This is a genomic window from Pseudomonas sp. MIACH, assembly GCF_001269925.1.
Lineage (GTDB): Bacteria > Pseudomonadota > Gammaproteobacteria > Pseudomonadales > Pseudomonadaceae > Aquipseudomonas.
This window is the reverse complement of record NZ_LHVO01000018.1, coordinates 1-26183: the sequence shown is the minus strand read 5'-3', so window position 1 is coordinate 26183 and position 26183 is coordinate 1. Positions and strand designations below refer to the sequence as shown.

Below are 26183 nucleotides of genomic sequence, written 5' to 3'. Positions count from 1 at the left end.
GGGACCCGTGAATCACCTATGACTGGCATTGACCACGCTGGCCGCCTTGAAGCGTGAAAACTGAAAGGCAATGCCCAGCCAGATAAACCAGGCCGGCATCACGCACAGCGCCAGGCGTGTATCCGGCCGCAACGCCAGCAGACCCAACACGAAGAGCAGGAACGCCAGGGAAAACCACGCCATCGGCACACCGCCGGGCATCTTGTAGAGGGACTTGGCGTGCAGGTCCGGGCGCTTTTTACGGTAGGCGATGTAGGACGCGAGGATGGTCGACCAGGTGAAAATCACCAGGATCGCCGACACCGTCGACACAATCGTGAAGGCGGTCATCACCTCCGGCACCACAAACAGCAACACCAGGCCCAGCAGCATCAACAGGGTGGTAAACGCCAGGCTTATAAACGGCACGCTGCTTTTCGACAATCGCCCAAAGATACCCGGCGCGTCCCCCAGGTCAGCCAGGCCGAACAACATGCGGCTGGCGGAAAACACCCCACTGTTGGCCGACGATGCCGCCGAGGTCAGCACCACGAAATTGACGATCCCCGCCGCGGCCGGAAAGCCTGCGACCAGGAACAACTCAACGAACGGACTTTTGCTCGGCGACACCTGTTGCCACGACGTCACCGCGATGATGCACGCCAGGGCCAGCACGTAAAACAGGATGATCCGCAGCGGAATCGAGTTGATCGCCTTGGGCAAGGTCTTCTCTGGCGCACGGGTTTCAGCCGCTGCGGTGCCGATCAGTTCGGTGCCGGCAAAGGAAAAGATCGCCATCTGGAAGCCGGCGAAAAACCCGAACAGGCCATTGGGAAACGCCGCCTGTTTATCCAGCAAGTGGCTCAAGGACGCCGTGACCCCGGTGGGCGAGACAAACGAGCTGGCAATCAGCACCACACTCACACCGATCAGGGTCACCACCGCGATGATCTTGATGATCGCGAACCAGAACTCCACTTCGCCGAACAGCTTCACCGTCAGCACGTTCAACGCGAACAGCGTCAGCAGCATGCCCACCGCTGGCATCCATGCCGGCACATGCGGGAACCAGTACTGGAAAAACCCGCCGACCACCACCGCATCCCCCACCACCGCCACGCTCCAGCTCAGCCAGTACGACCAGCCGAGAAAGAACGCCGCACGCGGGCCCAGGTAGGCGCCGGCAAAGTCGGCGAAGCTCTTGAAGTTGAGGTTGGACAGCAGCAGCTCACCCATGGCGCGCATCACGAAGTACACGAACAGCCCGATGATCATGTAGATCAGGATGATCGAGGTGCCAGACAACGCGATGATCTTGCCGGAGCCCATGAACAGGCCGGTGCCGATCGCACCGCCCATGGCCATCAGCTGGATGTGGCGGTTGCTCAGGGTGCGTTGCAATGCAGGCTTTTCACAAAGCCCGGACGTGGTTGTTTTCATCACAAAACCTCTTGTTATGTTTTTGAGTTTTGGCAGAAAAAAAGAATCGAGCGTGTGTTGTTATTGGGTCAGGCAGTCTTGCTTTCGAAGCCGTGCAGCACGTTGACGGCGTTGATGCCGATCTCATCGACCATGTAGCCGCCTTCCATCACGAACAGCGTCGGTACGCCCACGCTGGCGATGAGTTCGCCCATGCTGAGGAAGTCCTGGCTGTCGAGCAGGAAGTGGCTGATGGGGTCGTCCTTGAAGGTGTCGACGCCGAGGGAGATCACCAGCACGTCGGGGGCGAAGTGTTTGAGTTGCTGGCAGGCGTGGGTCAGCGCAGTGGTGTACTGATCCCAGGTGGTGTTCTTCGGCAGCGGGTAATTCAGGTTGAAGCCCTCCCCCGCACCTGCACCGCGCTCGCTGCTGGCACCGGAGAAATACGGATAGGACACCGCAGGCTCACCGTGCAGGGAGATGAACAGCACATCCGGGCGGTCGTAGAAAATATTCTGCGTACCGTTACCGTGGTGGAAATCCACATCCAGTACCGCGACGCGCTTGGCGCCTTGGGTGATCGCCTGTTGGGCGGCAATCGCGGCATTGTTGAGGTAGCAATAACCGCCCATGTATTCGCGGGCCGCATGGTGCCCCGGTGGGCGGCACAGGGCGAAGGCGCTGTTATGGCCTTCGTCGATCAGCGCCAGGCCGGTGAGCGCAATATCGGCGCTGGTCTTGACGGCGTGCCAGGTGGTGGCCGTGATGGGCGAGCCGGCGTCCATGGCGAAGAAGCCCAGCTTGCCGTCGATGAAGTCCGGTACCTGTTGATTGGCCAGGTCGCGCACCGGCCATACCAGCGGCAGCGCGTCATGGCTGCGGCCGATGGCGGTCCATTCGGCCCAGGCGGTTTCGAGGAAGCTGACGTAGCGTTCGCTGTGGGCGTTGACGTAACAGGCACGCTCAAAACTGCGCGGTACGATGATATCGCCCAGCCCAACGTGACGGACGCGGTCACGCACGGTGTCGGCGCGGCTGGGTTGTTCGAATGAGGGCTTGAGCACACCGTCCTTGAGTTCGGTGCCGTGGTGCAAACGGTGGTCATCACTAAAAACAGTCAGCATTTGGATACATCCGCCAGTAAAAGACAGGGTCTATTTTGTTCTGGCAGCGCCGGGCTTTCTTTGCTTTTACTTCTGGTGCTGGTAGCTTTATCGGGTGTTTTTACCCCAGTGACAGCCAAATATGAAAAATAAAACCAAACAGGTCGTTCTTGACGACACCGATCTCGCCATCCTCGCCCTGCTGCAGGAAGACGCGAGTATTTCCAACGCGCAACTGAGCGAGCGTCTGTCCCTGAGCCTCACGCCCTGCTGGCGGCGGCGCAAACGCCTGGAAGAAGAAGGCGTGATCAAGGACTACCAGGCCAACCTCGATCGCAAGCTGCTCGGCCTGGACATCATGGCGTTTGTGCATGTGCGTTTTGCGATCCACACCGACCATGCGCCGGATGCGTTTGAAGCGGTGGTCAAAGAGCTGCCTCAGGTGCTGTCGTGCCACAAGATCACCGGCGATGCGGATTACCTGTTGCAGGTGTTGGCGGAGGATCTGGACAGCTACAGCGAGTTTGTGGAGAGCGTGCTGCGGCGGCAGTTGGGGATTGCGTCGATCCAGTCGAGCCTGGCGTTGCGGGAGGTAAAGGCGACGAGCCGCGTGGCGATTCCAACACGCGATTGAGCGCGCGTGAAATGTGAAAAATTCGTTAACTAATTCTCCCCAAAGGCTTTTTCCTACGGGCTTAATCTGCCACACTAATGCGAATAATTATCAACAGATTTATTATTCGCCAAGGACGGCACTTAGGGGAGAGTCCGTTCCATGTCAGTGCAACAACACGGCGGTAAAGGTTTTACACCCAGTCTGATCGCTTTGGCGGTGTGTCTTGCCACCTCGCACGCGGCCTTTGCTGCCGACACTGAAACGCCGGCAGCCACTCTGGAACTGGGCGCTACCCAGGTCTCCGGCGAGCAGCAGTTGGGTGAAACCACCGAGGGCACACAGTCCTACACCACCGGTGCGATGAAAACCGCGACCAAACTGCCCCTCACCCTGCGTGAAACCCCGCAGGCCGTCACCGTCATCACCCGTCAGCGTATGGATGACCAGGCGATGACCAGCATCAATGATGTGGTCAACGCCACGCCGGGGTTGTTCCTCAATTACTCCAACGGACCTGGCCGGCAGTCCTATACCGCACGCGGTTTCGACATCGACAACCTGATGTATGACGGCATCCCCAGCGGCTATAACGGGGTTTCGGTAGGCGCCCAGCCAAACCTGGCGATGTTCGATCGTGTCGAGGTTGTGCGCGGCGCTACCGGCCTGGTGACCGGCGCGGGTAACCCTTCGGCGGCCATCAACATGATCCGCAAACGGCCGCTAGACGAGCAGAAAGTCACCCTCACCGGCGCCGCCGGCAGCTGGGATGACTACCGTGGCGAGCTCGACGCCTCCAGCCCGCTCAATGACAGCGGCACCTGGCGCGGCCGGGTGGTCACCTCTTACCGCGACGCCAACAGCTTCATCGACCATGCCGAGGAGTATCACGGCCTGTTCTACGCCGTCACCGAAGCCGACCTGAGTGAAGACACCAGCCTGACCCTCGGCTACTCGAACCAGAAGGACAAGACCAACTACTTCTGGGGCTCGTCGATGATCGGCCAGGACGGCCATCACCTCGACCTGCCGCGCTCCTACAACCCCGGCACCGACTGGGAGAACAAGGACCAGGAAGTCAACACCGTCTTCGCCGAACTGCGCCAGCGCCTGGCCAACGACTGGAAACTCCAGGTCAACGCCAACTACGCCGAACAGAACGCGTTGTTCTCCGGCTCCTACCAGTCGCGCTGGGTCAATAACACCCTGGCGCGTACGGTCTACCAGGCCGCCTACGACGAAAACCAGGCCGGCGTGGATGCCTTTGCCAGCGGCCCGTTCCAGGCGTTTGGACGTACCCATGAACTGGTGGTGGGTGCCAGCCGGCGGATCTACGACATGACCAGCCACGACTACAGCCCCTACAACACCAACTGGCCGTTGACGGCGGGCAAACCGGACTTCGTGCATACCTCCGATACCCGCGAAGTCACCACCCAGGATGGCTTCTACCTGACCTCGCGCCTGAGCCTGGCCGACCCATTGAAGCTGATCCTCGGCGCGCGCCTGGACTGGTATGACTACGACGCCCATGGCAGCAACGACGGCGACTATAAGGTCACCCGCAACCTCACGCGCTATGCGGGGCTGATCTACGAGCTGGACGACCATCACTCGGTCTACGTCAGCTACAGCGACATCTTCACGCCGCAGAGCTCCAAAGACACATCCGGGACCCCGGTCAAGCCGATTGTCGGCAAAAACTACGAGGTGGGCATCAAGGGTGAATACCTGGACGGCGCGCTGAATGCGAGCGTGGCGTTGTTCCGTGTCGACCAGGAAAACCGCGCCACGCAGGTGTACGTGCAAAACTGCCCACAGTCGGCCTGCTATGACGCCTCCGGCGAAATTCGCAGCCAAGGTATCGACTTCGAACTGCAAGGCGCGCTGACCGAGAACTGGCAGGTCGGCGGTGGCTACACCTACGCCCGCACCCACACCATCAAGGACGACGCCAACCCACAGAAGGTCAACAAGCAGTACGACACCGACACCCCGGAGCACCTGTTCAAGCTGACCACCCGCTACAACTTCCAGGGCCCGCTGGAGAAACTGCGCGTGGGCGGCAACATCTCCTGGCAGAGCCGCATGTACAACGACGTCAAACTGGCGGATGGCAGCACCTACCGCCTCCAGCAAGGCGCCTACGCCGTCACCGACCTGATGGCCGGCTACAAGGTCAACGACCACGTCGACCTGCAGCTCAACGCCAACAACATCTTCGACCGCCGCTATTACTCAGCCATCGCCAACTCCGTGAGCTACGGCGGTGATACCTACGGCACTCCACGCAACATGATGCTGACGGCCAAGTACAGCTTCTGATCCACCTGGCGGCAGCCCGCTCGGGCAGTCGCTCAGCGAACTCTTTCCCCGTGGCGAACGAGGGTCCTAATGTGGGAGGGGGCTTGCTCCCGATAGCGGTGGGTCAGTCAATGATGCTGTGACTGTGCTACCGCTATCGGGAGCAAGCCCCACATTGCCCCCCGCTTGCCACCAGGAATGTCGTCTGCCCCCTCTGATCGCGTTCGCACTTAAAGTCCCCTCCCCCCATGCCGATAAGCTTGTTGGTTTCCCTAAACCTGCAAAGTGCCTGATACCTGCTTTGCGCTGTACCCGCGGGCCATAGTGGCACGCCGCATGCTTTGATCCTGGCCAGACCACATGGAGTAAGAGTGAATGCCCGCAAGCGCCCGTTTTTTGGAGCATTACCGTAAAGCCGACCGCATCATGCTGGCATTGATCTGGCTGATGACGCTGTTCTCCATGGGCCTGGCCTTCTGGCACGACACCTTGATCCAGGCGATTGTCGTCGGTGGCGGCACCAGCGTGGTGCTCACCGCGCTCTATCGCGTCATCGGCGGCACTCGGGTGATGCGTTGCGCACTGGGCGCGGGCTTGATGGTCATGGCGGCGCTGCACATCAACCAGGCCCAGGGCGTAATCGAAGCGCACTTCGGGATTTTCGCGCTGCTGGCGGTGCTGACGTTCTACCGAGACTGGTTGCCGATCCTGGTGGCCGCACTGACGATTGCCGTACACCATGTGGTGTTTCACGCCTTGCAACATCAAGGCTTCCCGGTGTTCGTGATGGAACACCACGGCGGCTGGACCATGGTGTTTGTGCATGCCTTCTACGTGGTGATGGAAACCGTCGCCCTGCTCTACCTCGCCGTGCACAGCCAGGCAGAAGCGGTGGAGAGCCAGGAAATGCTGGAAAAAATGCTCGCTGTCACCACCCAATTCACCGTGGAAAGCGCCAAAGGTGAAGGCAAGGTGCACGTCTCCCTCAGCAAGCGCTTCGACCACTTCCTGCAACAAATTACCCACCTTATCGACGGCGTCGCCCGCGACTCCCATGGCCTCGGCCAACTCGGCCAGGAACTGGCCCACGCCAGCGGCACCCTGGAAAAAGGTGCTCGCCACCAACTGGCCGAAATCGCGCAAATGACCGACTCCATGCAGCGCATGGAAGACGCCATGGGCCACATTACGGTGCACGTCGAAGAAGCGGTTGAACACGCCGGCGTCGCCAGCCAGCAAATCCTGCGCGGCCAGGAAAGCGTTGGCCGCGCCCAACATGAAATCACCCAACTGGCCACGCGCCTGGAAGGCACCAACCAGACCGTCCAAGGCCTGGCCGTGCAGGCTGAACAAATCGGCTCGGTACTCGAAGTCATCAGCAGCATCGCCAACCAGACCAACCTCCTCGCCCTCAACGCCGCCATCGAAGCCGCCCGCGCCGGCGAACAAGGCCGCGGCTTCGCCGTCGTCGCCGATGAAGTACGCAACCTGGCGCAACGCACCGCCGTCTCTACCCAAGAAATCAAAACCATCATCGAAGGCCTGCAACAAGGCAGCCGCCAGGCCGTAGAAGCCATGCACGACAGCCGCCAGGGCGTGGAACGGTGTGTGGAGGACAGCCAACTCGCGGTGGAAATGCTGCGGGCAGTGGGCAATGACATTACCCAGATCGATGCGCTGAATGGGCGGATTGTCACCACCACACGGGAACAGACCTCAGCGAATCTGGAGATTGTCGGGCGCTTGCAGTCGGTACAGAGCATTGCGCAGAGCACGGCGCAGGATGTGGAGATGTTGGCCAGGAGCAGCGAGCAACTGCCGCCGATTGCGGTGCGGTTGGATGCATTGGGGCAGCGGTTTCATCAATGATGGGGGCTGTTTTCGGCGCAAGTGCATTATTTTTGAAGGCCGCCATCGGCCAGGAGCGAACATTTTTCAGCGACCGATAGAGCGGGAGGCAAACATTCTCGGGTGCGAATAAACCCGGTCAGGGTAATTCAAGGGCCTTCAGGAATATTGGCCGAGAATTCCACCGCATCAAACATGTGTAAACACTGTACAACCATCCGCCCGACCAATAAGATGAGAAGCGTTATCATTCACGTAGTGCGAGCCTCACATGCAGGATGCCAGCCCAACATCGTCCGTCGAACAGTTGTACGAGAATCATCACGGCTGGCTACAGGGCTGGCTGAACCGGCGGTTGGGACACCGTGCCGATGCCGAGGATCTGGCCCACGACACGTTCATCCGCGTGCTGCGCGCCCCTCAGCAGGTGCGCGAGCTGCGTCAGCCCATGGCGTTTCTCGCGGCGATTGCCAATGGACTGCTGGTTAATCGCTGGCGCCGCCAGGAGATTGAGCGGGCTTATCTTGCAGCGTTGGCTGCTCGGCCCGAGGGGGTGCAATCGTCACCCGAGGACCGGTATCTGGTGATAGAAACCTTGTTGCAACTTGACTCGCTGCTGATTGGCCTCTCCGAGCGCATACGGCAGATTTTCTTCATGTCTCAGCTCGACGGCCTCACGTATCCGCAGATCGCTGCGCAGTTGGGGCTGACCGTGGCTCAAGTGCAACGGGCCATGGGCAAGGCATTCAGTGTTTGCTATGCGAGCCGTTTCGAATGAGGGCCGAGATTAGTCCGCAGGTGCGTGATATCGCCATTGATTGGCTTGTGAGGATGCAGTCCGGGCTTATGAGTGCGCCTGATCTGGACGCATTGCAGCGTTGGCGCGAGGCGAGCAATGAGCATGAACAGGCTTGGCAACGTGTCGCCAGCTTGCTGCTGTTGCAACAGCCCGGAGCGAATCTTTTGCGCGATACCACCGCGCGCAAGGCGCTGGAGTCGGCCGGACCGGACATGCAGAAACGTCGGCAGGTACTCAAGCGCCTGCTGGTCCTTGGTGCGGTTGGCGGGGTTGCCTGGCAAGGCGCGGGCTCCACGCCGGTGCGCGCCGCACTGGCGAACCACCGAACAGGAACGGGCGAGCGTCACCAGTGGACACTGGTTGATGGCAGCTCGCTGTGGCTGAACACGGCCAGTGCCGTGAACCTGGATTTCACTGATCAGGTGCGGCGCATCCAAATGATCGAGGGCGAGTTGGCCTTGCGCGTGCGGGCAGAGTCGCGATCGCTGCAACTGATCACACCGGACGCGATCCTGCAGAGTAGCGAAGCGCATTTGCAGGTGCGCCATGATCGGCAAGGCACGCAGGTAACCGTGCTGGAAGGCCAGGTGCAGGTGCACTCACGAGGCCAACAAGCGCCATCCTTGCTTGAGGCAGGATGGCAGGCACGCGTGGACCGCTTCGGGATCGGCATGCCAAACCGTGCCGACCTCATGCTCACCCAGGCTTGGCTGCGCGGAGTTCTGCCGGCGGATCGCCTGCGCCTGGATGCCCTGGTGGCGGAACTCTCGCGTTACCGTCCCGGTGTTTTGCGTTGTCATGAGCAGGTGTCCGGGTTACGCCTCACGGGCAGTTTTTCGCTGGATGACACCGATGCAGCCTTGACGCTGGTAGCGCGCACGCTGCCGGTGCGTATCGAGCGCATGACCCGCTATTGGGTCTCGATCGTACCCGTCTGAAATTATTTTTTCGCTGCGCGATAGTTTTTTAAAACTCGCTTGGCCTATAGGGATCACCCACCCGCCAGAGGTGGGTCTTAACCCCTTAGGAGCCCCGTATGACTTCACCTTCCCGCGCCCTGCGTGCCCGCACGCTTGGGCTGTTATTGCTCAGCGTGCAACCGCTTTGCAGCCTTCCAGTCTTTGCCGCGGGTAGTTCGCAGCATTACAGCATCGACGCAGGCCCCCTGGACGCTGCGCTGTCACGTTTTGGCGCACAGGCGGGGATTACCATGGCGGGCAGCTCAACGCTGACAGCTGGCAAGAATACCCAGGGGCTGCAAGGCGACTTCAGTACTGAGGCCGGCCTGACGCAGCTCTTGCTCGGCTCGGGGCTGACCTATGAGCGCCAGGACGACGGTAGCCTGCTGCTGGTACCGGGCAACAGCGACATGCTGGAGTTAGCGCCGACCGCCATCAGTGGCACGGCGTACGACACCTCGTTGGGCCGCAACGATGGCCTGGTCGCCAGCCGAACCATGAGTGCCAACAAGACCGATACGTCGATCATGGAAACGCCTCAATCGATCAGCGTGGTCACCCGTAAGCAGATGGATGCCCAGCAGCCACAAAGCATCGGGCAGGTGCTGCGCTACACCGCCGGGGTCAATGGTGAAGCCAACGGTGTCGATACCCGGCGCGACACGATTAGTATTCGTGGCTTTGACGCGACGACTGGCGGTGGTATCTATCGCGATGGCCTGCGCCAGTACAGCTTTGCCAACCAGAGCCGTGCCGTGGGTGAAGTCTATGGACTGGAGCGCGTGGAGGTACTGCGCGGACCATCGTCGGTGCTCTATGGTCAAAGCTCGCCGGGTGGCATGGTCAACGTGATCAGCAAGCGTCCCACCGATGAGCCGCTGCATGAACTGGTGGCGCAGGCAGGCAGTTTTGATCGCAAGCAATTGGCTGCGGACTTCGGCGGGCCGCTTAGCGATGACGGCGTCTTGACTTATCGCCTCACCGGGCTGTGGCGAGACAGCGGTACACAAATCGACTACGCCCGTGATGACCGTCAGTTCATCGCCCCGGCAATCAGTTGGCGCCCCTCGGAAGACACCTCGTTGACGGTGCTGGCATCCTTTCAAAAAGACCGCAATGTGCTGGGCTACTACGCCTTGCCACGGGTCGGCACCCTCGACAGCTCGCGTTACGGACGGATCGCTACGGATCGTTTTGTCGGCGACCCTGACTTCGACAAGTACGATGTAGAACAGTGGTCACTGGGTTATCAGTTTGAGCATCACCTCAATGATATCTGGACATTCCGCCAGAACGCCCGTTACAGCCGCTCCTATCAGGAACAGCGCACGATTTACCAGTACGGCCTGGATGACGACCAGCGCACCGTGGGCCGCTTCGGATATCTGGGCCACGAAAAAGTGAAGAATGCGCTGCTCGATAACCACTTCCAAGCCCAGTGGAGCGCCGGCCGTTTCGAACATACAACGTTGGTCGGTATCGATCTGCAACATGCCAGTACCAACCAGTTGGGGGGTGGCAACGTGGTTGATCCACTGGATATCTATGCGCCGGTCTATCACCAGGATTACAGCGACCTGAACGCCTTTTACGACATCAACCAGCGTCGTCAGCTTGACCAGGCGGGTGTGTATCTCTCGGAACAGCTCAAATTCGACGAACATTGGGTCTTCAACCTGGGCGGTCGCCAAGACTGGGCACGATCGAAAACGATCCATTACGCCACCGATACTGCGGCAGACCTCAAGCAGCGCGATCACGCCTTCACCTGGCGAACCGGTGTGATGTACCTGGCAGACAACGGCGTGGCACCCTACGCGAGCTATTCCGAGTCGTTTTTCCCAAATATAACGGCGGTGGCGCGTGACGGCAGTGCCTTCGAACCCGAAACTGGCCGCCAGTACGAAGTCGGGATCAAATTCCAGCCCAAGGGAAGTGACAGCTACGTGACTGTCTCCCTATTCGACCTGACGCGGCAAAACGTACTGACTGCCGATCCTGCCAACAATCGTTTCTCAGTGGCGACCGGAGAAATCCAGTCGCGCGGTATCGAACTGGAAAGCAAGGCGCAGTTGTCCGACGCTCTGGAGTTGATGGCCAACTACAGCTATTCACACCTTGAAATTACCCGCAGCAATACGGCCGATGAAAAAGGCAATCAGCCTGGCAATACCCCTGAACAACTGGCCTCGCTGTGGTCGCAATACACCGTTCAGGGCGGTGCGCTATCGGGCTTGGCAATAGGGGGAGGAGTACGCTATGTCGGCAGGAGCTATATCGACTCGCAAAATAGCGAGGGCATTCCCCACTACACGCTGTTTGACGCCAGCCTGAGCTACGACCTGGGCAAGCTGTCTTCATCCTATGCAGGGGCGAAGCTGGCGCTCAATGCGTCCAACCTGACCGACGAAACCTATGTCTCTCAATGCGGGTACACGGGCGACAGCTGCAAATACGGGTATCGTCGAAATGTGACCGGGTCGGTGAGTTACAACTGGTAAGGCGTTGCGCTTACTTGCGAAAAGTATCGATCGGTCAGCGCCACCTTGGCGACCGGATCGGCAAGTAAGCGCCATTGCCAGAAAGCTCGAAACTTGAACCGTTAACCGGCAGTAATCCTTGCTCTAACGCCTGATTTATAAAGATAACGAAAAGCGTGCCGATACTGCCAAAGGACTCCAGGTCACTGCACACTTTTTTGGCGATGAGCAAGGCACACAATATGATCTCTACTCGTCAGAACCCACTCAAAGCATCAGACGTGACCTTTTGCGGTCTGGTGTGCCTAGCTGGGGTAGCCGTCACGTTCCTGGTGCTGGTTCTGTTCTTGGGATCAGAGCAGCGCACCGTTAGCGTTGCTGTGCAGAACCGGTGGAGAAGAGTTTGCATTGATCTGCCCGGATAGCGAACTGAACGATACAAGGCTGCTGGCAGAAAAGCTTCGAGCTGTAATAAGCACCCTGCCATTCGATGATATTGGCCAGGCGACTTGTAGTTTCGGCGTTGCAACGTGGATTCCATCCGAATCGTTTGACGCCTTCATCCGGCGTGCCGATACCGCAATGTACAGCGCAAAATCAAATGGTAGAGATCAAGTCCAACTTGCCGATATGAATGCCGCTTAAGTCCACTCCGTCGCCCACATGGCAAATTGCGATCCAGCGCCCTGGCATCAGCGCTCTCGGGCAGTTTATTAACGCCTCACACACACAAACAACCCATTCCCGGTCACGCCTTCCCAAGGCGTGATCCGCTCATAGTCATGCTCAAACACCTGCACTTCAAAGTACGGCGCTAACAGTGCCTGCAACTCAGTAAAACTCAGCGCCACCATGGCATGCTCATCCTGCCAGGTCTCAGTCACCCCCGCCGTGGTCTTCTCGATGCTCAGGCGCAGCGCCTGCTGCTCCCCTTCTCCGCTGTAATGCCAGCCGGAGCCGAAGGTGAAATGGCTGCCTTCAAAATCGACGCTGTGGCGTACCAGCAAGCGGTTGTCGATGTGCAGCTTGTCCACCGCGTTGAAACAGAACACGCCGTTTTCTGCGAGTGCGCCGTGCACGCTGGCGAAGCAGGCGCGCAGTTGGGCCAGCCCGGGGTTGTAATGGGTCGAGTACAGGAAGCAGGTGATCAGGTCTTGCGGTTCGTCTACCTGGAAGCCAGCCATGTCCTGGCGGCTGAACTGTGCTTCGGGGCAGCGCAGTTGAGCGAGATCCAGCATCGGTTGACTGATGTCCAGGCCGGCGCTGTGGTAGCCGAAGTCGAGGAAGTGGCGCACATGGGGCCCGGTGCCGCAGGCGAGGTCGAGGTGGCGGCGCCCGTTATTGCCGAACAATTGGTGCAGGCGGCGCACGCTGTGGCTCTGCGCGCGGTAGTCGATGTCGGCGCACATCAGGTCGTAGTAGATGGACAGGTCGGTGTACAGCGCGTTGGAGGACATAAGGGGCCAGAGGGTTCGGCGGGAATTTCGCGGCGCCATGGTAACCCAGTCCTGGGCGTAAACCGCTAGACTCGCACCTCAACCATCCGCCAAGGAGGCAACCATGAGCGTTCGCGGTCAAGACCGGCAGATCGACAATATCGAGTTCAACGTGGGTGATATCGCCCGCAGCAAAGCCTTTTACGGCGCAGTGTTCGGCTGGGCATTCGTCGATTACGGCCCCACCTACACCGAGTTCAGCGATGGGCGACTGACCGGCGGCTTCACTACCGGAGAGCCCGTTCGACCGGGTGGCCCGTTGGTGATCCTGTACGCGGATGATCTTGAAGGCACGCAGCAGCGGATCAAATCCGCAGGCGCCGTGATCAGCCGAGAGACCTTTTCGTTCCCCGGAGGCAGCAGGTTTCACTTCATTGATCCGGATGGTTATGAACTGGCGGTGTGGACCTCGTCGGCCCCTTAAGTGATCGTTGGTCCCTGGTCTGGCAGCTTGGCAATCACCTTGATCTCAAACTGGTACCCATACAGCCACGTAACCCCTACCCCAGTCAGCGTAGGGTGTGGTGCGTTGCCCCAGAACTCCGGCACCACCTTCCAGATCGTCTCGAACCTGGATTCGGGATCAACGATAAATACCGTCACATCAATCACATCGTCAAAGGTGCAACCGGCAGCGCCCAGGATCGCATTCAGGTTGTTGAATGCCAGACGGACCTGATCCTCCAGATCGGGCTCGGGCGAGCCGTCTTCATGGCTGCCGACCTGCCCCGACACGAATAAAAAGCCATTGGATTTAATGGCGGGTGAATAGCGATTGCGCTCATACAGCGCCTGGCGTCCAGGCGGAAAAACCACATTACGCTGCGTCATGAATGCCTCCATCAAAGGGTCGAAGTGACCCGTAATTAGCGATAGGCAGACTCTAGGGGCTTGTGCCAGGACGATAAACCAGCAACCTTAGCCAGCACTGTTTGTGAAACCCAAACAATCGATCGCCGAGGCCGTCATGGACCGTTTTGATGCAATGCAGGCATTTGCTCGCGTGGTGGAAGCCGGCAGCTTCACCAAGGCCGCCGAGACCCTGCACATGAGCAAGACTACCGTGACGCAACTGGTGCAGCAGTTGGAGGCGCGCCTGCGGGTCAAATTGCTTAACCGCACCACGCGCAAAGTCAATGTCACGGCCGACGGTGCGGTGTATTACGAACGCGTGCTGCAACTGCTGGCTGACATGGACGACGCCGAGACCAGCCTGTCCGGCGCGGCGACCCTGCCCAGGGGCCGCCTGCGCGTGGATGTGCCAAGCCCGCTGGCGAGCCTGATCCTCGTGCCCGCGTTGCCTGGGTTTTACGCCCGCTACCCGGACATCCAGATCGATATGGGCGTCAGCGACCGCATCGTCGACATGGTCGATGAAAACGTCGATTGCGTGGTGCGCGGCGGCGAACTCACCGACCAATCCCTGATGGCCCGCCGCGTAGGCGATCTCCCCCTCGGCGTTTTTGCCGCGCCGAGCTACCTGGCACGCGTGGGTACGCCCGCACACCCACTGGAACTGGAAGACTCGCACCATCGTATCGTCGGCTTCCTCTGGGCCCGCACCGGCAAGCCCTTGCCCTATGCCATGCGCAGGCACCTTGAAACGCTGCAGATCAAAGGCCGCTACGCCCTGGCGGTCGATGACGGCAATGCCTACCTCGCCGCCGGCCTGGCGGGTCTTGGGGTGCTCTGGCTGCCCACCTACATGTCGAAAGCCTTCGAGGCGCGGGGCGAATTAGTGCCCTTGTTCGAGGACTGGAATCTCGATCCGATGCCGCTTTACGTGGCCTTTCCACCGAACCGGCATATCAGCCTCAAGCTGCGTGTGTTTATCGAGTGGGTGGCTGAGTTGATGGCCGTGCATGCGCCTGTCAGTGGGCGATAGGACCGGTGCTGATGGAGTCGGAACAACCAACCTCTACTGCCTTTCAAGGCTTCTTTTCAGTCGCCGCAGATGACTACTGACGATCACTCTATGGGCGAGCCCCACCGGTAACATGTAGAGGCGTCCATAGAGGTTATGCGTGATGACCGATGATGTGATGGTGAGCACACGATCGGTTATCGAAAGGCAGATCATGACATCCAGGTGCCGGTCACGCTCTGTAAGAACCAGGATATCGGGGGCACTGTGCTCCACCAGAAAGAAATCCAGGTGTTCGCCTGTGTCTACTGTTGTTCGCGCAACGCCGGAGAATCCGCCGATTCGCCTCACGCCGAATAACGAAGAAATGGCGTCCCTTATTCGGAAAGCCAGCCGCATGGCCAGTCCCGGCTCAGCCGTTGTGATGTTCCACGCTTCAAGAGTGGTGATTCCAACGGGGAGTTGAACCGACCTGATGCGGTAGTAATCGAGCTCCGACCGTGCACGCAACGTGTGAGCTGGTGATGTGATAGGCAAATTTCATCCCGTCCAGTGGGCCAATTTTCATTCCCGATAACATCCGAGGCTGAGTGTCATGCGGCTATGTTACGTCAATGTACAGCCCCACGCGCCGCAGCCGGCAAGAACGTCCCTCACCCTGCCCCTTCCCCGCGTGTATCGCAAGTGGGCGGATGTTCTGCCGGATCAAGATGTTAGGCGCAGCGTATGAAGGCTGGACGGGGTCAGGCGCAGTTCTTGCCCGGCCGATTGACAGCGTCCCCCCGGTTGATTGTAATAGCCGCCGTTTATGCATGATGCAAGGGACCTGCCATGACCAAGATACCCTCTCCCGGGCGCGGCGATCTGCCCCGTGCGCTGATATTCATCCCGCTGGGCCTGTGCCTGCTCTACCTCACCCTATGGCTGGTCGAAGATCGGCTGAGCTTTCTGGCCCAGGCGCAACGCGCCGAAGGGCATGTCAGCGCCCTGAACGCGGGCGGCAGCCACCCACAAATTGATTTTACCGACGCCGCAGGCAAGACGGTCAGCTACCCCGAGAGCGGGTTTATATTCGGCTACGCGGTGGGCGACTCAGTGACAGTGTTTTACCGCGCCGATGCACCCTCGAGTACCGCAATCATTGAAGACCGTGGTGCGCTATGGGGCGCGAGCCTACTGACGGGCCTGTTCGCAATCGTGTTTATCGCAGGCGGCGGCTACCATGTGGCCGCCTGGATTCGTCGGCGCCGGATGGCGCGGCACCTATAAGGATATTCAAATGCAAATCCCATTACCTGTCACTGTCAGTGACTGGCGCTACAAGACAGCCAGCAGCGGCGGTTTGACCGTAGTGTTCGCGGCCGCCGCTGGCGGTGCATTGACACTGACCGACCCCAAGGGAGTCGACCAGCAGTTTCGTTATGGCTCAGTCGGGGTCGGCATGGGCATCGGCGCACGCCTGCCACGTTTCGGCAAGGTCAACTTGCACGTGCGCGGCAAGAGCGTCGGGGCCGCTGGCGCAAGCGAGGACTTTCCGGCGTTTGGCCAAGTGCTGGTTGCAGACTCGATCGCTGCCCGCGGTCTGACCCGGGAGGACTTCCAAGGCGCTTGTGTGTTCATTGAAGCGGGCGTGGGCCTCGTCGGCGGGGCCAGTGGCTCGGCCATGCTGTTCGGTCTGGACCCCAAGCTGCTGGCCATGGCCGCTGCCACACTGACGCCTATGGGCAACCTGCTCCTGCCCCACGACAGCACGACGCGCCTGCTGCGCTCGGCCAAAGGCGTGATCGTTGCCGCTGGCCTTAACGTTGGACTGCAGGCTGGGGGCGGCGCGACGATTTCGTTGGGCGGGCTGTTCTGATCATCAGCAGCGAATCATCACGGTGTTGAGTGCGGGGTAGTCATCAATGAGTGCACCGCCAAACTCGTGACCAAAACCTGAGGATTTGCTAACGCCGCATCAAGCATTGTGCATAGGCAACACGACGCGTGTTTGCCTGTGGCATTTGGCATCTGCCCTCGCTCAGTGAATGCCACAGGCCCCGCAGCGATTGTGGTTGAGCTATCGCAGAAAGCTCAGGTCCAAGGGGTAATCAAGGATGATCCGGGTTTGATCCAGGTCGTTGGCAATCGCGCCGTAATCGCCACCGGTACGCATCGAGGCGAGCATCAAGCGCATCGACAGGTTCTTCGCTGGTCCTGACTGCACCACGTATTTGACCCACAGGTCCCGCTCCCACTGCGAGCCATCGCGCACGGCCTGGTATCGGGAGTAGGCGCCGCCGGCATCCCTGCCATCGATGTCGGTACCGCGAATGTAGCGCGCGGTGAAGGTCAGGCCCGGTACGCCAAGCACTGCGGCATCCAGATCGTAGCGGGCGCTCCAGGCTTTTTCGTTGGGGCTGTTGAAGTCACTGCCCTGGGAGGCCGCATCCAGCTCGATATCAAAACTGTTCCAGACATAGTCAAATGGCTGGTCGCCATCGATCTTCGTATAGGCCAGTTCAAACTTGTGCCCACCCAGCGCATACCCCGCACGCGCACTCCAGGCATCGTTGCGAATATCGCCCAGCAATGCCGCGCCGGTATTGCGGGTCCGGTAATAATTGACGCCCGTGTTCACCACGCCGCCCACGGTCAACGGAAGGCGGTAATCAAGCGAGGCAAACTGCTGATTCCAGATGTCATCCAGTTCGGAACCAAATAACTTGATCTTGAGGTTGTTGACCCCGGTGTAAATACCGCCGTAATAACTGACAAACTCGCTATCAGCCTGACGCCCGCTGTAAGCCGTGCCCAGATGCCCACCATGATTGGGTTGCGCCCGATCACTACTGGAGAAAAAACGCCCGGCATTCAGGGTCAGGCCATCGAGCGAGCGATCCGTGGCATTGAAGCCCCTTAATGTTTGCGGCAACAGACGAATGTCGCCGTATTTGAGTACCGGCGAATCGGGGAACAGATCACCGTAGGCAAACTCGGTCTGGCCGACACGCATCTTCACCGCGCCACCGGCCTTGGAGTAGCCACTTTTAGGCTCGCCCTGATTGTCCCGCGCAACGATGCCGCCATTGCCGATGCCATCCCCGACGCGGCCGTTGCCACCGTCGAGTTTCAGCGCCCCCATGTAATGCAGATCCACGCCGAAGCCAATCAGCCCCTGCGTATAACCTGAGTTGAACTTGGCAAGTACCCCTTGCGCCCACTCCTGACGATAACTTTGCCGTTCACCTTCGGGGTTGCGGTAACTGCCGTTACGGTTGTCGGCATTCCAGTAAAAGTTGCGCAAGCCTACCGACGTCGTGCTGCCTTCAATAAAGCCTTTGTCCGACTCTGCCGCGCTCACAACGGTGCTGCTCAAGCAGACACTGGCACCGGCCATCCCCAGGGTGAAAAGTTTGAACCACATAGTGCACTTCCTTTTTGCCAACGTTTAAGAGTGGCAGCGTCAAATTTTTATTGTTATTGACCAGGTGTGTTTGCAGCGGGCAAGGTCAAGCCCGACCGCTGACTTGCGGCTAGCCGTAAGTTGCACCCTTGTTGTTTTAGGTATTGCTCGGTAAACCCGGGCTGGAAACCGTGGTGGGTTAGTCAGCCCGGGCGAATGACTGTCAGCGTGAAGCGGTCAAGCCGTCGAAGAACCGTGCGGCGTTTTCATCGAGGGTGGCGATGTCGTAACCGCCTTCCTGCACCACGACACACGGCAGGCCCAGCGCCTTGATTCGCTGCCCCAGCACCCGGAAACCTTCATCGCTGACGGCGACCTTGGACTGCGGGTCGTTTTCGTAGATATCAAAGCCCAGCGACAGCACCAGTACGTCCGGGGCGAAGGCGCGTAAGGCAGTCTCTGCCTGATCCATACAAGCGAAGAAATCCGCCTCGCTGGAGCCGTGGGCCATCGGCAGGTTCAAGTTGAAACCCTCGCCTCGGCCAGTGCCGGTTTCGTCGTCGAAGCCGGCTACTACCGGATAGAAATTGGTGGGGTCGCCATGGATCGACACGTAGAGCACGTCATCGCGGTCGTAGAAAATCTCCTGGATGCCCTGACCGTGGTGCATGTCAGTATCCAGCACCGCGACTTTGGCGAACTTGCCTCGCAACACCTGGGCAGCAATCGCCGCATTATTCAGAAAACAGAAGCCGCCAGCGCCTTCGGCACGGGCATGGTGTCCCGGTGGACGGCACAGTGCGTATGCCGCGTCATCGCCTTCGATAATTGCCTGCGCGGCGGCTACCGCACTTTGCGCTGACCAGTAAGCGGCCTGCCAGGTGTGTTGGCCAATCGGGCAACTGCCGTCGGCCAGGTAACGGGCGGTCTTGCCCAGGATGCCACGCAGCGGATTGCCCTCGCGGATGAAAATGTTCGACATCACCTCATCGCCCCAATCCTCAGGCACCTCGTGCCATTGCTGGTAGGCGCTGCTCAGGTATTCCAGGTATGCCGGGCTGTGCACCGCGGCCAGTGGCGCCTGACCGGAGTCGGCAGGTTCCAGCAGCGGGTAGCCGAGCTTCTTGACCACCGCCAACAGCGGGTCGATACGCGCGGGGACCTCTAGCGGCTCGCGCATTTGCCCACGCGACAGGTAGGAACGTGGATGGTGCAGACGCTGTGCCGGATGGAAAAATGTTTTCATGGATAACCTCATGCCAAGACAATTCAGACTGCACACGCCTCGCGCCGACAACGCAGCACGCAACGCGCAGTGATTAATTCGCTGTCCGCTCAATAGCCCTGTTCGGGATCGACCAGATTGTTCAATGCCAGTCCCGCCGTCAGCCGCGAGACGTTGTCGGCGACCTGCTGGGCGATGCATTGATCCGAGGCGGCAGACGCCATGTGCGGCGTCACCCATACCCCAGGGGTGTGCCATAGCGGCGAATCCGCAGGCAGCGGCTCCTGTTCAAACACGTCAAGCAAGGCCCCACGCAGCTGCCCGCTGGCCAGGGCCTGTTGCAGGTCCAACTGATTGAGGTGCTGGCCACGCCCGCAATTGATCAAGGCACTGCCCCGCGCCATGTGCTGGAACACCTCGCGGCCCAATACACCTTGAGTGGCGGCGGTCAGCGGCAGCAAGTTGACGAGCACATCCAACTCCGTAAGAAACCCCTGCAGCGCGGACGCTCCGCTGAAGGTGCTCACACCGTCGATCACCCGCGGTGTGCGAGCCCAACCGCGCACGGCGTAGCCGGCCTCGGCCAGCCGCGTGGCCACCGGTGCGCCGATCGCTCCGAGGCCCATCACCCCGACCTTGAACCCTTGCGCACGGCGCTGCAGCGGACGCTGCCAGCGTTGCGTAGCGTTGCCGGTTATCACTTGGTCGAAGCCGCGGTGAAAGTGCAGCACCCCCCAGTGCACGTATTCGCTCATACCCAAGGTGTGATCCGGGTCGACAACCCGACATACCGGCAGCGCAGGATCACGCGAAGGATCCTGGGCCAGATGGTCGACCCCCGAGCCAATCGAGTACACCAGGCGCAAGTTCGGTAAGGCACCGAGGCTGCCCGCTGGCGGGAACCAGCACACCGCGACCTGGGCCTGCTGTGCGCATGGATCTTCAGGGCGCAGCACCTGCAAGTGCGGCGCATGGCTGGCGAACAGCGCGGCCAGCCAATCGGTCAACGCCGGGTTCTGGCACAACAACACGAGACTGGCCATGGTCAACTGCACCAATCGGCGCGCTGCTCGTCGATCAGACTGAGCGCGGCCTGCCAGGCCAGATCAATGATCCCGTCGATCCCATCACGGCCAAACTGCGCAGCGGTGTGACGGCATACGGCTTCGTCGGGGATGTTCAGCGCCACCCCGGCGGACATCGCCTGGATCTGCGCCTGGCAGGCACGCTCCAGGAAGTAGATCTCGTGGAACGCGGCCGCCACGCTGCCACCGGCCGCGAGCAGGCCGTGGTTACGCAGGATCATCGCTTTGTGCGAGCCCAGGTCGGCCACCAGCCGCTCGCGCTCCTGCATCGACAGCGCGATGCCTTCGTAGGTGTGATACGCCAGGTTGCCGTAGAACTTCAGGGCGTGCTGGGTCAGCGGCAACAGCCCGTCACGCTGCGCGGCCACCGCCATACCGGCAGCGGTGTGGGTGTGGATGATGCAATGCAGGTCCGGGCGAGCTTCATGAATCGCCGAATGGATGATGAACCCGGCCGCATTCACGTGCCCACCGTGCTGACCGTCGACCACCTTGCCCTGGAGGTCTATCAAGACCAGGTCACTGGCGCGCATTTTCTCGAACGCCACGCCGTAGCGATTGATCAGGAAATGCCGCTGGGGCCCTGGCACACGCAGGGTGATGTGAGTGTCGATCAGGTCGGTCATGCGGTAGTACGCGACCAGGCGATACAGCGCGGCCAACTCGCAGCGCGACTGCCACTCGATGTGCGACATAGCGCTTGGCTTACTCATTAAACAACTCCTTGGGAAAGGGGCAACCCGACCGTCTTGGCGTTGACGCCACGCAAATAAGCCAGGCCCAGCACGCCGATCAATGACATCAGGGCCAGCCCGCTGAAGAAGATTGCCAGCGGCCACCACTGACCGGCGAAGTGACCCGCCAGGAAGGTGCCGATCAGCGGCGTCAGGCCGCCGCTCACGCCGCTGCCCAGTTGATAGGCAATCGAGATACCCGAGTAACGCACCCGTGCCTGGAACGCTTCAGCCATGTAGCCGGCAATCACTGCGTACAGCGCTGCCAGCAGTACCACCGCCAGGGCAATCCCCGCGGTCATGTAGAACAGATTGCCGGTCTGCACCAGCAGGAACATCGGGTACGGCACCAGGATGCACAGCGACGCCACCCATTTGAGGAAGCGCCCCTCTCCCAGGCGCTCGGCCAACAGCGCAGAACAGGGTTGGGATAAAAATTGCAGGACGGTGACCACGAACAGACAGTCGAGGATCGTGGTCTTGGCGATGCCCTGGTACTGGGTGACGTAGGTGATCATGAAGGTGTTGGTGAAGAAGAAACCGCCCGAGCCGATGGTCACCGCCAGGGCCGCGAACAGAATGCTTTTCCAGTCCTTGCGGATAACTTCCAGCACCGGGTTCTCGGATGTCTGGCCGCTGTCCTTGACCTCGGCAAACTCCGGCGACTCAGGCACCCCGAAACGAATCGCCAGGCCGACCATCATCAGCACGCCGCTCATCAGGAACGGAATGCGCCAGCCCCAGCTCATCAGCGCGTCCTGCTCCATTTCGCTGATACAGCGGAATGCGATCAGCGCCAACAGCAGGCCCGCCGGGCTACCCCACTGGGCGAACGAGGCGAAGAACACCTTGCGGCCCTTGGGCGCGTGCTCACTGGCCATCAGTACCGCACCGCCCCATTCGCCACCGACCGAAATCCCTTGCAGCAAACGCAGAACCACCAGGCCGATCGGGGCCCAGATACCCGCCTGGGCGTAAGTGGGTAACAGACCGATGCAGGTAGTCGCCAACCCCATCAGCACGATGGTCACCAGCAACATTTTCTTGCGCCCCAGGCGGTCGCCAAGATGGCCGAAGACCATGCCGGCGAACGGGCGGGCAATAAAGCCGACCGCGAAGCTGCCGAACGCCGCCATAGTGCTGAGCATCGGATTTTCACTGGGGAAGAACAGTTGGCCGAGGACCAGCGCTGCCGCGAAGGCATAGATGTAGAAGTCGTAGAATTCGATGGTGGTGCCGATAAAGGCCGCTGCCGCGGCACGTCGCGGACTTGAGGTAGTGCTCGTCATCTGTAGCTCCTGGGCGTCATTGTTATAAGCAGGAGAAAAGGTGTGTCGTGCGCAGGCACAACGTTCGCACTCTGGCGGTGCGTTGCTGGATCTTGCGCCAGCCCCTATGCTAGGAAAAGCTTCTAATCTAAATACTCAAGTATAAGCACCAGGAATAATGATGAACCCTATCGGCCCTTCGTTACGCGATCCCGATGCCAAGCGCTTCCTCAACGATCGCCTGGACTGGAATCTGTTGCGCACCTTCCTGGTCATCGGCCAGGAAGGCAGCATCAGCCGGGCCGCCGCGCGCCTGCACTTGAGCCAACCCGCCATCAGCCAGGCCCTGCGGCGCCTTGAAGAACAACTCGATAGCGCGCTGGTGGTGCGCCGTGGGCCGCGTATCAGCCTGTCCAGGGCCGGCGAAGAAGTGATGCAAATCGCCGCCGACCTGTACGGCACGGTCTCGCGCCTGGGCCCTGCCTTGGATTCACCCACCGAGACGGTGGTGGGCAAGATCCGCATGCTGACCATCAGCCGTATCCAATCACGCTGCTACGATGAGTTCCTCGCGCAATTTCACCTTGAATACCCGCAGGTGGAATTCGAGGTCGATGTGCTGCGCAGCTCGGATGTCGCCAGCGCACTGCTGCAAAAAACCGCCTCGTTCGGCCTGGGCCTGTGCCGCACTCCGCAGCCCAAGCTTGAACAGCGGGTGTTGCTGCAGCAGCGCTATGCGTTTTTCTGCGGCAAGCGGCACCGGTTGTTCGGTCGCAAGAACCTGACCCTGGCGGATTTGCAGAGCGAAAACTTCGTCAGTTTTACCAGCGACCAGATCGGCGGCAACCTGTCACCGCTCACGGTGTTTCGTGATCAGCAAGGGTTCACCGGGCGCATTGTTGCCTCTTCTCCGAGCCTGGATGAAATCCGCCGGCTGGTGGGCGCCGGTTATGGCATTGGTTGCCTGCCGGAACATATCGTCGCAGCTGATGTGCTGGCTGAAGAAGTCTGGCGCTTGCCACCATGGGAGGGAGTCATTGACGTGAATGTCTACCTGCTCTGGAACCGTGAACAGAAACTGACCCAGGCCGAGTCGGTGTTTCTGGAGAGGTTCGAGCAGATGCTCATGACCACGGACATGGCTGAGCGATTCTAGGCTCAGCACACGTCGCAGCGGCTGAGGAAACGCCAGCAGCAAGCTGAATCCAACCGGCTCGACGCACGTTGGCATTTTTTCGATGCCCGCGCGCGCACTGTCCAACCACCCCCACTCCCCTTATCCTCGACGCTCCCCGCCCGTCCAAAATCGGAGCCGCCCTTCGCCCTGAACATGGCCCCCGGCCCCAACAACCTGCTCTCCGTGAGCAACGCCACCCGTTACGGCTATCGCACATCCTGCCTGGCCGGCATGATCGCCCTTGCCTTTGCGGGCCTCGCGGTGGTGTTGCAAACCTCGGAACTGCTGTTCTATGCGATCAAGATCCTGGGCGCGGCGTATCTGTTTTATCTGGCGGTTCAACTGTGGCGCGCGAATCCGCAGGCGGAGATGGAATCGGTAACCGCCAAGGTGAGTTTGTGGGCACTGGCGCGGCAGGAGTTTCTGGCGGCGGCGGGCAAGCCTCATGATGGGCAATATAAAAACTTCTGACAGGCCGTTATCGGCCAAGAGGAGCCATTCGTGAGAATCCGCTCTCGACCCTAAGCGGGTAAATCGCTAGAACGGATGTTCGAATCGATTCGCTGAATTTCCGCCTCGCTCATTACTCGCCAATCATTTGGCAAAATACCGTACTCGAACTCAGCGCTTTCCAGGGCCTCATCCAATCCAAGTATCAAGTGGTCGCCTTCAATCTGGAGTTTTCCGTAGTCCTCAAAACGTATTAGCAGATACACCGGGTCATCGTCTTTTACCTCCAGGCCGAAAAGCACGATAGCGGTAACGTCAGGCCGGAAATCACTGACTGTCCTTACATAAGCGAACAGATGGCTTGTGGGCTGAGGCATGGCGTCGGCTGCATTTAATTGATGATGGGTTACGGCATTCTATATTACCGCTTCTGGCCGATTCTCGCCTGTGATGGTGGGCAGAAATCGGCCAAGGGTTGCCTTTCACCTGTCCACAGAAAGACACTCAATGTACCCTGCAGAAGAGACAACATTGAAAAGGACACAGACTTAAAAACTACTTAAACCTATCTGGAACGTACTCTTGTCTTTCAACTAATTTTAGCGCATCCAACATATCTTCCAAGAAGTGAGTTAACTCCTCTTTAGATTCACAAACTGTTAGAGAAGCTATTTCCGAATCATAAAGGCGTTCTTTGATAATGCGCATGCAATCTGCATAAACCATTAGCTCACCTTCAGACAGGCGCAAATCAAACAACGTTACACTGGCAATACACTCTTTTTTCAGAATATCCATTACTCACCATTTAACAGAGTCAGAAAATTTAGATTGAAATGCCTTAAGCCCGCCTGAATCGCCCCTGATTTCCTGGAGGCATCCGACTGGCTCCTTTTGGCCGATTTCTGCCGGTCATAACAGGCTTCTATCTACCCATAGCAGTCATCTGAACCGCATTGATCGACAGAAATGTCCACCGCCAATCCTAAAATCGTGAAGGTGGCTCATTTCCGGTCTTGATATTCGAAAAGACCTCATCTGGATCTGCCTGACACCAATATCTGAACAGAAGGCGAGGTTCGGTATTTCCGAAATATTGATCAACGGTGCTGTCGGGCGGCACGGTCAATTTAGGTGCTGGCCATTGCTGCGCTAAAACACCTATTGGTTTGTCAGACGACCAAATAATCCAAGTAGCCTTGCCTCCATTGATACCCGGTAAGTAGCCGGCATCTTGTATCACTTCGATTAAGGCGCGCAGCGTTGCTGATGGATCGAGTGTGATCGACGTCGCATGGCTTCCCAGATCATCTCCTGCATGAACGCTATCTCGATCGATGGCAACTTCCAACGTGACTACTCCTTTTTTATCGCTGTGCTGTCACTAGATCGTCCAGCGTAGAGACATCAACGGCTACCTGTCCACAGTCTGCTTTTGGCCGACTCCTGCCGTTTGGTGACAGGCAGAAACCGGCCGATTCTGTTGAAAAAGTCGGATTTTCAGATCGCTTGAACTCAGGCACGACCACCACTGGAGAATCTACTCACCACATTGAGTGGTTTCTCGGCTCTTCGTTGAGCTTTGCAGCTCGGTTATTGGGTTGGTTTGAGGGTTTTTGCTTTGTGCAGACGCACCTATCCCGTAACCGGTGGCCCTTGAGAAGTAAATTTGGCCAACCGACGCAGGTTCTGCACGGCAGCGGCCAGCGTGAATTCATCGGTTGCGCCGCTCATGCCGCGTAGTCGCAAGCGATCCAGTTTCAGGATGCGCTTGAGGTGGGCAAACAACATTTCGACCTTCTTGCGTTCGTGGCGAGAGCGAATGTACGCAGGTGTCGCTGCGATTCGCCGAGCCACATCACGAGCGGCTTCATGGACGCTGCGGACGATCTTGCGAATCGAAGTGTTCGGGCAGCACTTGGCTTTCAGCGGACAGGCTACGCAGTCGGTCTGCCGGGATCGGAAGATGATGGTGTTGGCTTTGGTGACGTGCGA

The 26183-nt window shown here is 59.4% G+C and carries 26 protein-coding genes and 1 pseudogene; 13 read left to right on the top strand and 14 right to left on the bottom strand.

The features are described 5' to 3' along the window. Positions 1-12: 12 nt before the first annotated feature. Both AD670_RS06585 and AD670_RS06580 read right to left on the bottom strand, forming a co-directional pair. Positions 13-1419 (bottom strand): amino acid permease, encoded by a 1407-nt coding sequence (locus tag AD670_RS06585; RefSeq protein ID WP_053129511.1) that lies wholly within the window; start codon positions 1417-1419, stop codon positions 13-15. 68 nt (positions 1420-1487) lie between these two features. Next, on the bottom strand, positions 1488-2522 hold the full coding sequence (locus tag AD670_RS06580) for a histone deacetylase family protein (RefSeq protein WP_053129508.1): 1035 nt from the start codon (positions 2520-2522) through the stop codon (positions 1488-1490). Positions 2523-2643: 121 nt separating this feature from the next. On the opposite strand from AD670_RS06580, the gene AD670_RS06575 reads away from it, so the two are divergent. The 7 genes from AD670_RS06575 to AD670_RS30625 all read left to right on the top strand — a co-directional run bounded on the left by AD670_RS06575 (position 2644) and on the right by AD670_RS30625 (position 12149). Then, positions 2644-3135 (top strand): Lrp/AsnC family transcriptional regulator, encoded by a 492-nt coding sequence (locus AD670_RS06575; protein ID WP_053129505.1) that lies wholly within the window; start codon positions 2644-2646, stop codon positions 3133-3135. Between the two features lie 141 nt (positions 3136-3276). Continuing rightward, positions 3277-5439, top strand: coding sequence for a TonB-dependent siderophore receptor (locus AD670_RS06570; RefSeq protein WP_053129502.1), 2163 nt, complete (start codon positions 3277-3279; stop codon positions 5437-5439). A 354-nt stretch (positions 5440-5793) separates the two neighbouring features. Then, entirely contained in the window at positions 5794-7287 is a 1494-nt protein-coding gene (locus tag AD670_RS32140) for a methyl-accepting chemotaxis protein (protein ID WP_053129499.1), read from the top strand. A 250-nt stretch (positions 7288-7537) separates the two neighbouring features. Beyond that, entirely contained in the window at positions 7538-8044 is a 507-nt protein-coding gene (locus tag AD670_RS06560) for a sigma-70 family RNA polymerase sigma factor (RefSeq protein WP_053129496.1), read from the top strand. Continuing rightward, positions 8041-9003: a FecR domain-containing protein gene (locus tag AD670_RS06555; protein ID WP_053129493.1), complete on the top strand. Its 963-nt coding sequence runs from the start codon at positions 8041-8043 to the stop codon at positions 9001-9003. Before AD670_RS06560 ends, AD670_RS06555 begins: the two co-directional genes overlap by 4 nt. Positions 9004-9101: 98 nt before the next feature. Further along, positions 9102-11525 (top strand): TonB-dependent siderophore receptor, encoded by a 2424-nt coding sequence (locus AD670_RS06550; RefSeq protein WP_053129490.1) that lies wholly within the window; start codon positions 9102-9104, stop codon positions 11523-11525. Between the two features lie 354 nt (positions 11526-11879). Continuing rightward, the gene (locus AD670_RS30625) at positions 11880-12149 is read left to right on the top strand and encodes a GGDEF domain-containing protein (protein WP_262417215.1); all 270 of its coding nucleotides are present in this window, start codon (positions 11880-11882) and stop codon (positions 12147-12149) included. A gap of 68 nt (positions 12150-12217) precedes the next feature. Here the strand turns inward: AD670_RS30625 and AD670_RS06545 are convergent, their stop codons facing one another. Then, positions 12218-12961: a class I SAM-dependent methyltransferase gene (locus tag AD670_RS06545; RefSeq protein WP_053129488.1), complete on the bottom strand. Its 744-nt coding sequence runs from the start codon at positions 12959-12961 to the stop codon at positions 12218-12220. A gap of 103 nt (positions 12962-13064) precedes the next feature. Here AD670_RS06545 and AD670_RS06540 point away from each other — a divergent pair, with 103 nt between their 5' ends. After that, complete coding sequence (locus AD670_RS06540; protein WP_053129485.1) at positions 13065-13424, top strand: VOC family protein; 360 nt, start codon at positions 13065-13067, stop codon at positions 13422-13424. On the opposite strand, the gene AD670_RS06535 is transcribed toward AD670_RS06540, so the two are convergent. Further along, positions 13421-13831 carry a RidA family protein gene (locus AD670_RS06535; RefSeq protein ID WP_053129482.1) on the bottom strand — a complete coding sequence of 137 codons (411 nt, stop codon included), beginning with the start codon at positions 13829-13831 and terminating at the stop codon, positions 13421-13423. The two genes, AD670_RS06540 and AD670_RS06535, sit on opposite strands and share 4 nt — an antisense overlap. A 136-nt stretch (positions 13832-13967) precedes the next feature. Here AD670_RS06535 and AD670_RS06530 point away from each other — a divergent pair, with 136 nt between their 5' ends. Then, the gene (locus tag AD670_RS06530) at positions 13968-14885 is read left to right on the top strand and encodes a LysR family transcriptional regulator (RefSeq protein ID WP_053130109.1); all 918 of its coding nucleotides are present in this window, start codon (positions 13968-13970) and stop codon (positions 14883-14885) included. Between the two features lie 33 nt (positions 14886-14918). Here AD670_RS06530 and AD670_RS06525 read toward each other — a convergent pair whose 3' ends face one another. After that, on the bottom strand, positions 14919-15401 hold the full coding sequence (locus tag AD670_RS06525; RefSeq protein WP_053129479.1) for a DUF2867 domain-containing protein: 483 nt from the start codon (positions 15399-15401) through the stop codon (positions 14919-14921). 294 nt (positions 15402-15695) lie between these two features. Here AD670_RS06525 and AD670_RS06520 point away from each other — a divergent pair, with 294 nt between their 5' ends. Both AD670_RS06520 and AD670_RS06515 read left to right on the top strand, forming a co-directional pair. Then, the gene (locus AD670_RS06520) at positions 15696-16133 is read left to right on the top strand and encodes a DUF3592 domain-containing protein (RefSeq protein ID WP_053129477.1); all 438 of its coding nucleotides are present in this window, start codon (positions 15696-15698) and stop codon (positions 16131-16133) included. A 10-nt stretch (positions 16134-16143) separates the two neighbouring features. After that, entirely contained in the window at positions 16144-16722 is a 579-nt protein-coding gene (locus tag AD670_RS06515) for a hypothetical protein (RefSeq protein ID WP_053129475.1), read from the top strand. Positions 16723-16923: 201 nt separating this feature from the next. Here the strand turns inward: AD670_RS06515 and AD670_RS06510 are convergent, their stop codons facing one another. From AD670_RS06510 to AD670_RS06490, 5 genes are all read right to left on the bottom strand, one after another. Then, entirely contained in the window at positions 16924-18270 is a 1347-nt protein-coding gene (locus tag AD670_RS06510) for an OprD family porin (RefSeq protein WP_082340921.1), read from the bottom strand. Positions 18271-18472: 202 nt separating this feature from the next. After that, complete coding sequence (locus AD670_RS06505; RefSeq protein ID WP_053129473.1) at positions 18473-19495, bottom strand: histone deacetylase family protein; 1023 nt, start codon at positions 19493-19495, stop codon at positions 18473-18475. A gap of 89 nt (positions 19496-19584) precedes the next feature. Further along, positions 19585-20517: a glyoxylate/hydroxypyruvate reductase A gene (locus tag AD670_RS06500; protein WP_053129471.1), complete on the bottom strand. Its 933-nt coding sequence runs from the start codon at positions 20515-20517 to the stop codon at positions 19585-19587. A gap of 2 nt (positions 20518-20519) precedes the next feature. Continuing rightward, positions 20520-21272 carry a class II aldolase/adducin family protein gene (locus AD670_RS06495; RefSeq protein ID WP_053129469.1) on the bottom strand — a complete coding sequence of 251 codons (753 nt, stop codon included), beginning with the start codon at positions 21270-21272 and terminating at the stop codon, positions 20520-20522. Next, the gene (locus tag AD670_RS06490) at positions 21272-22582 is read right to left on the bottom strand and encodes an MFS transporter (RefSeq protein ID WP_053129466.1); all 1311 of its coding nucleotides are present in this window, start codon (positions 22580-22582) and stop codon (positions 21272-21274) included. The genes AD670_RS06495 and AD670_RS06490 overlap by 1 nt, the downstream gene beginning before the upstream one ends. 160 nt (positions 22583-22742) lie before the next feature. Here AD670_RS06490 and AD670_RS06485 point away from each other — a divergent pair, with 160 nt between their 5' ends. Together AD670_RS06485 and AD670_RS06480 are read left to right on the top strand one after the other, a co-directional pair. After that, complete coding sequence (locus AD670_RS06485; RefSeq protein ID WP_053129463.1) at positions 22743-23717, top strand: LysR family transcriptional regulator; 975 nt, start codon at positions 22743-22745, stop codon at positions 23715-23717. Positions 23718-23891: 174 nt separating this feature from the next. After that, positions 23892-24182, top strand: a pseudogene (locus AD670_RS06480) (LysE family translocator); the annotation flags it as partial. A 77-nt stretch (positions 24183-24259) separates the two neighbouring features. Here AD670_RS06480 and AD670_RS06475 read toward each other — a convergent pair. From AD670_RS06475 to AD670_RS06465, 4 genes are all read right to left on the bottom strand, one after another. Further along, positions 24260-24565 carry a hypothetical protein gene (locus AD670_RS06475; protein WP_053129460.1) on the bottom strand — a complete coding sequence of 102 codons (306 nt, stop codon included), beginning with the start codon at positions 24563-24565 and terminating at the stop codon, positions 24260-24262. A 178-nt stretch (positions 24566-24743) separates the two neighbouring features. Further along, positions 24744-24986, bottom strand: coding sequence for a hypothetical protein (locus AD670_RS06470; RefSeq protein WP_053129457.1), 243 nt, complete (start codon positions 24984-24986; stop codon positions 24744-24746). Positions 24987-25173: 187 nt separating this feature from the next. Next, positions 25174-25539 carry a hypothetical protein gene (locus tag AD670_RS30620; RefSeq protein ID WP_082340919.1) on the bottom strand — a complete coding sequence of 122 codons (366 nt, stop codon included), beginning with the start codon at positions 25537-25539 and terminating at the stop codon, positions 25174-25176. 284 nt (positions 25540-25823) lie between these two features. After that, positions 25824-26183 (bottom strand): transposase (locus AD670_RS06465; protein ID WP_172681449.1); only part of this gene is annotated, 360 nt, incomplete at its 5' end.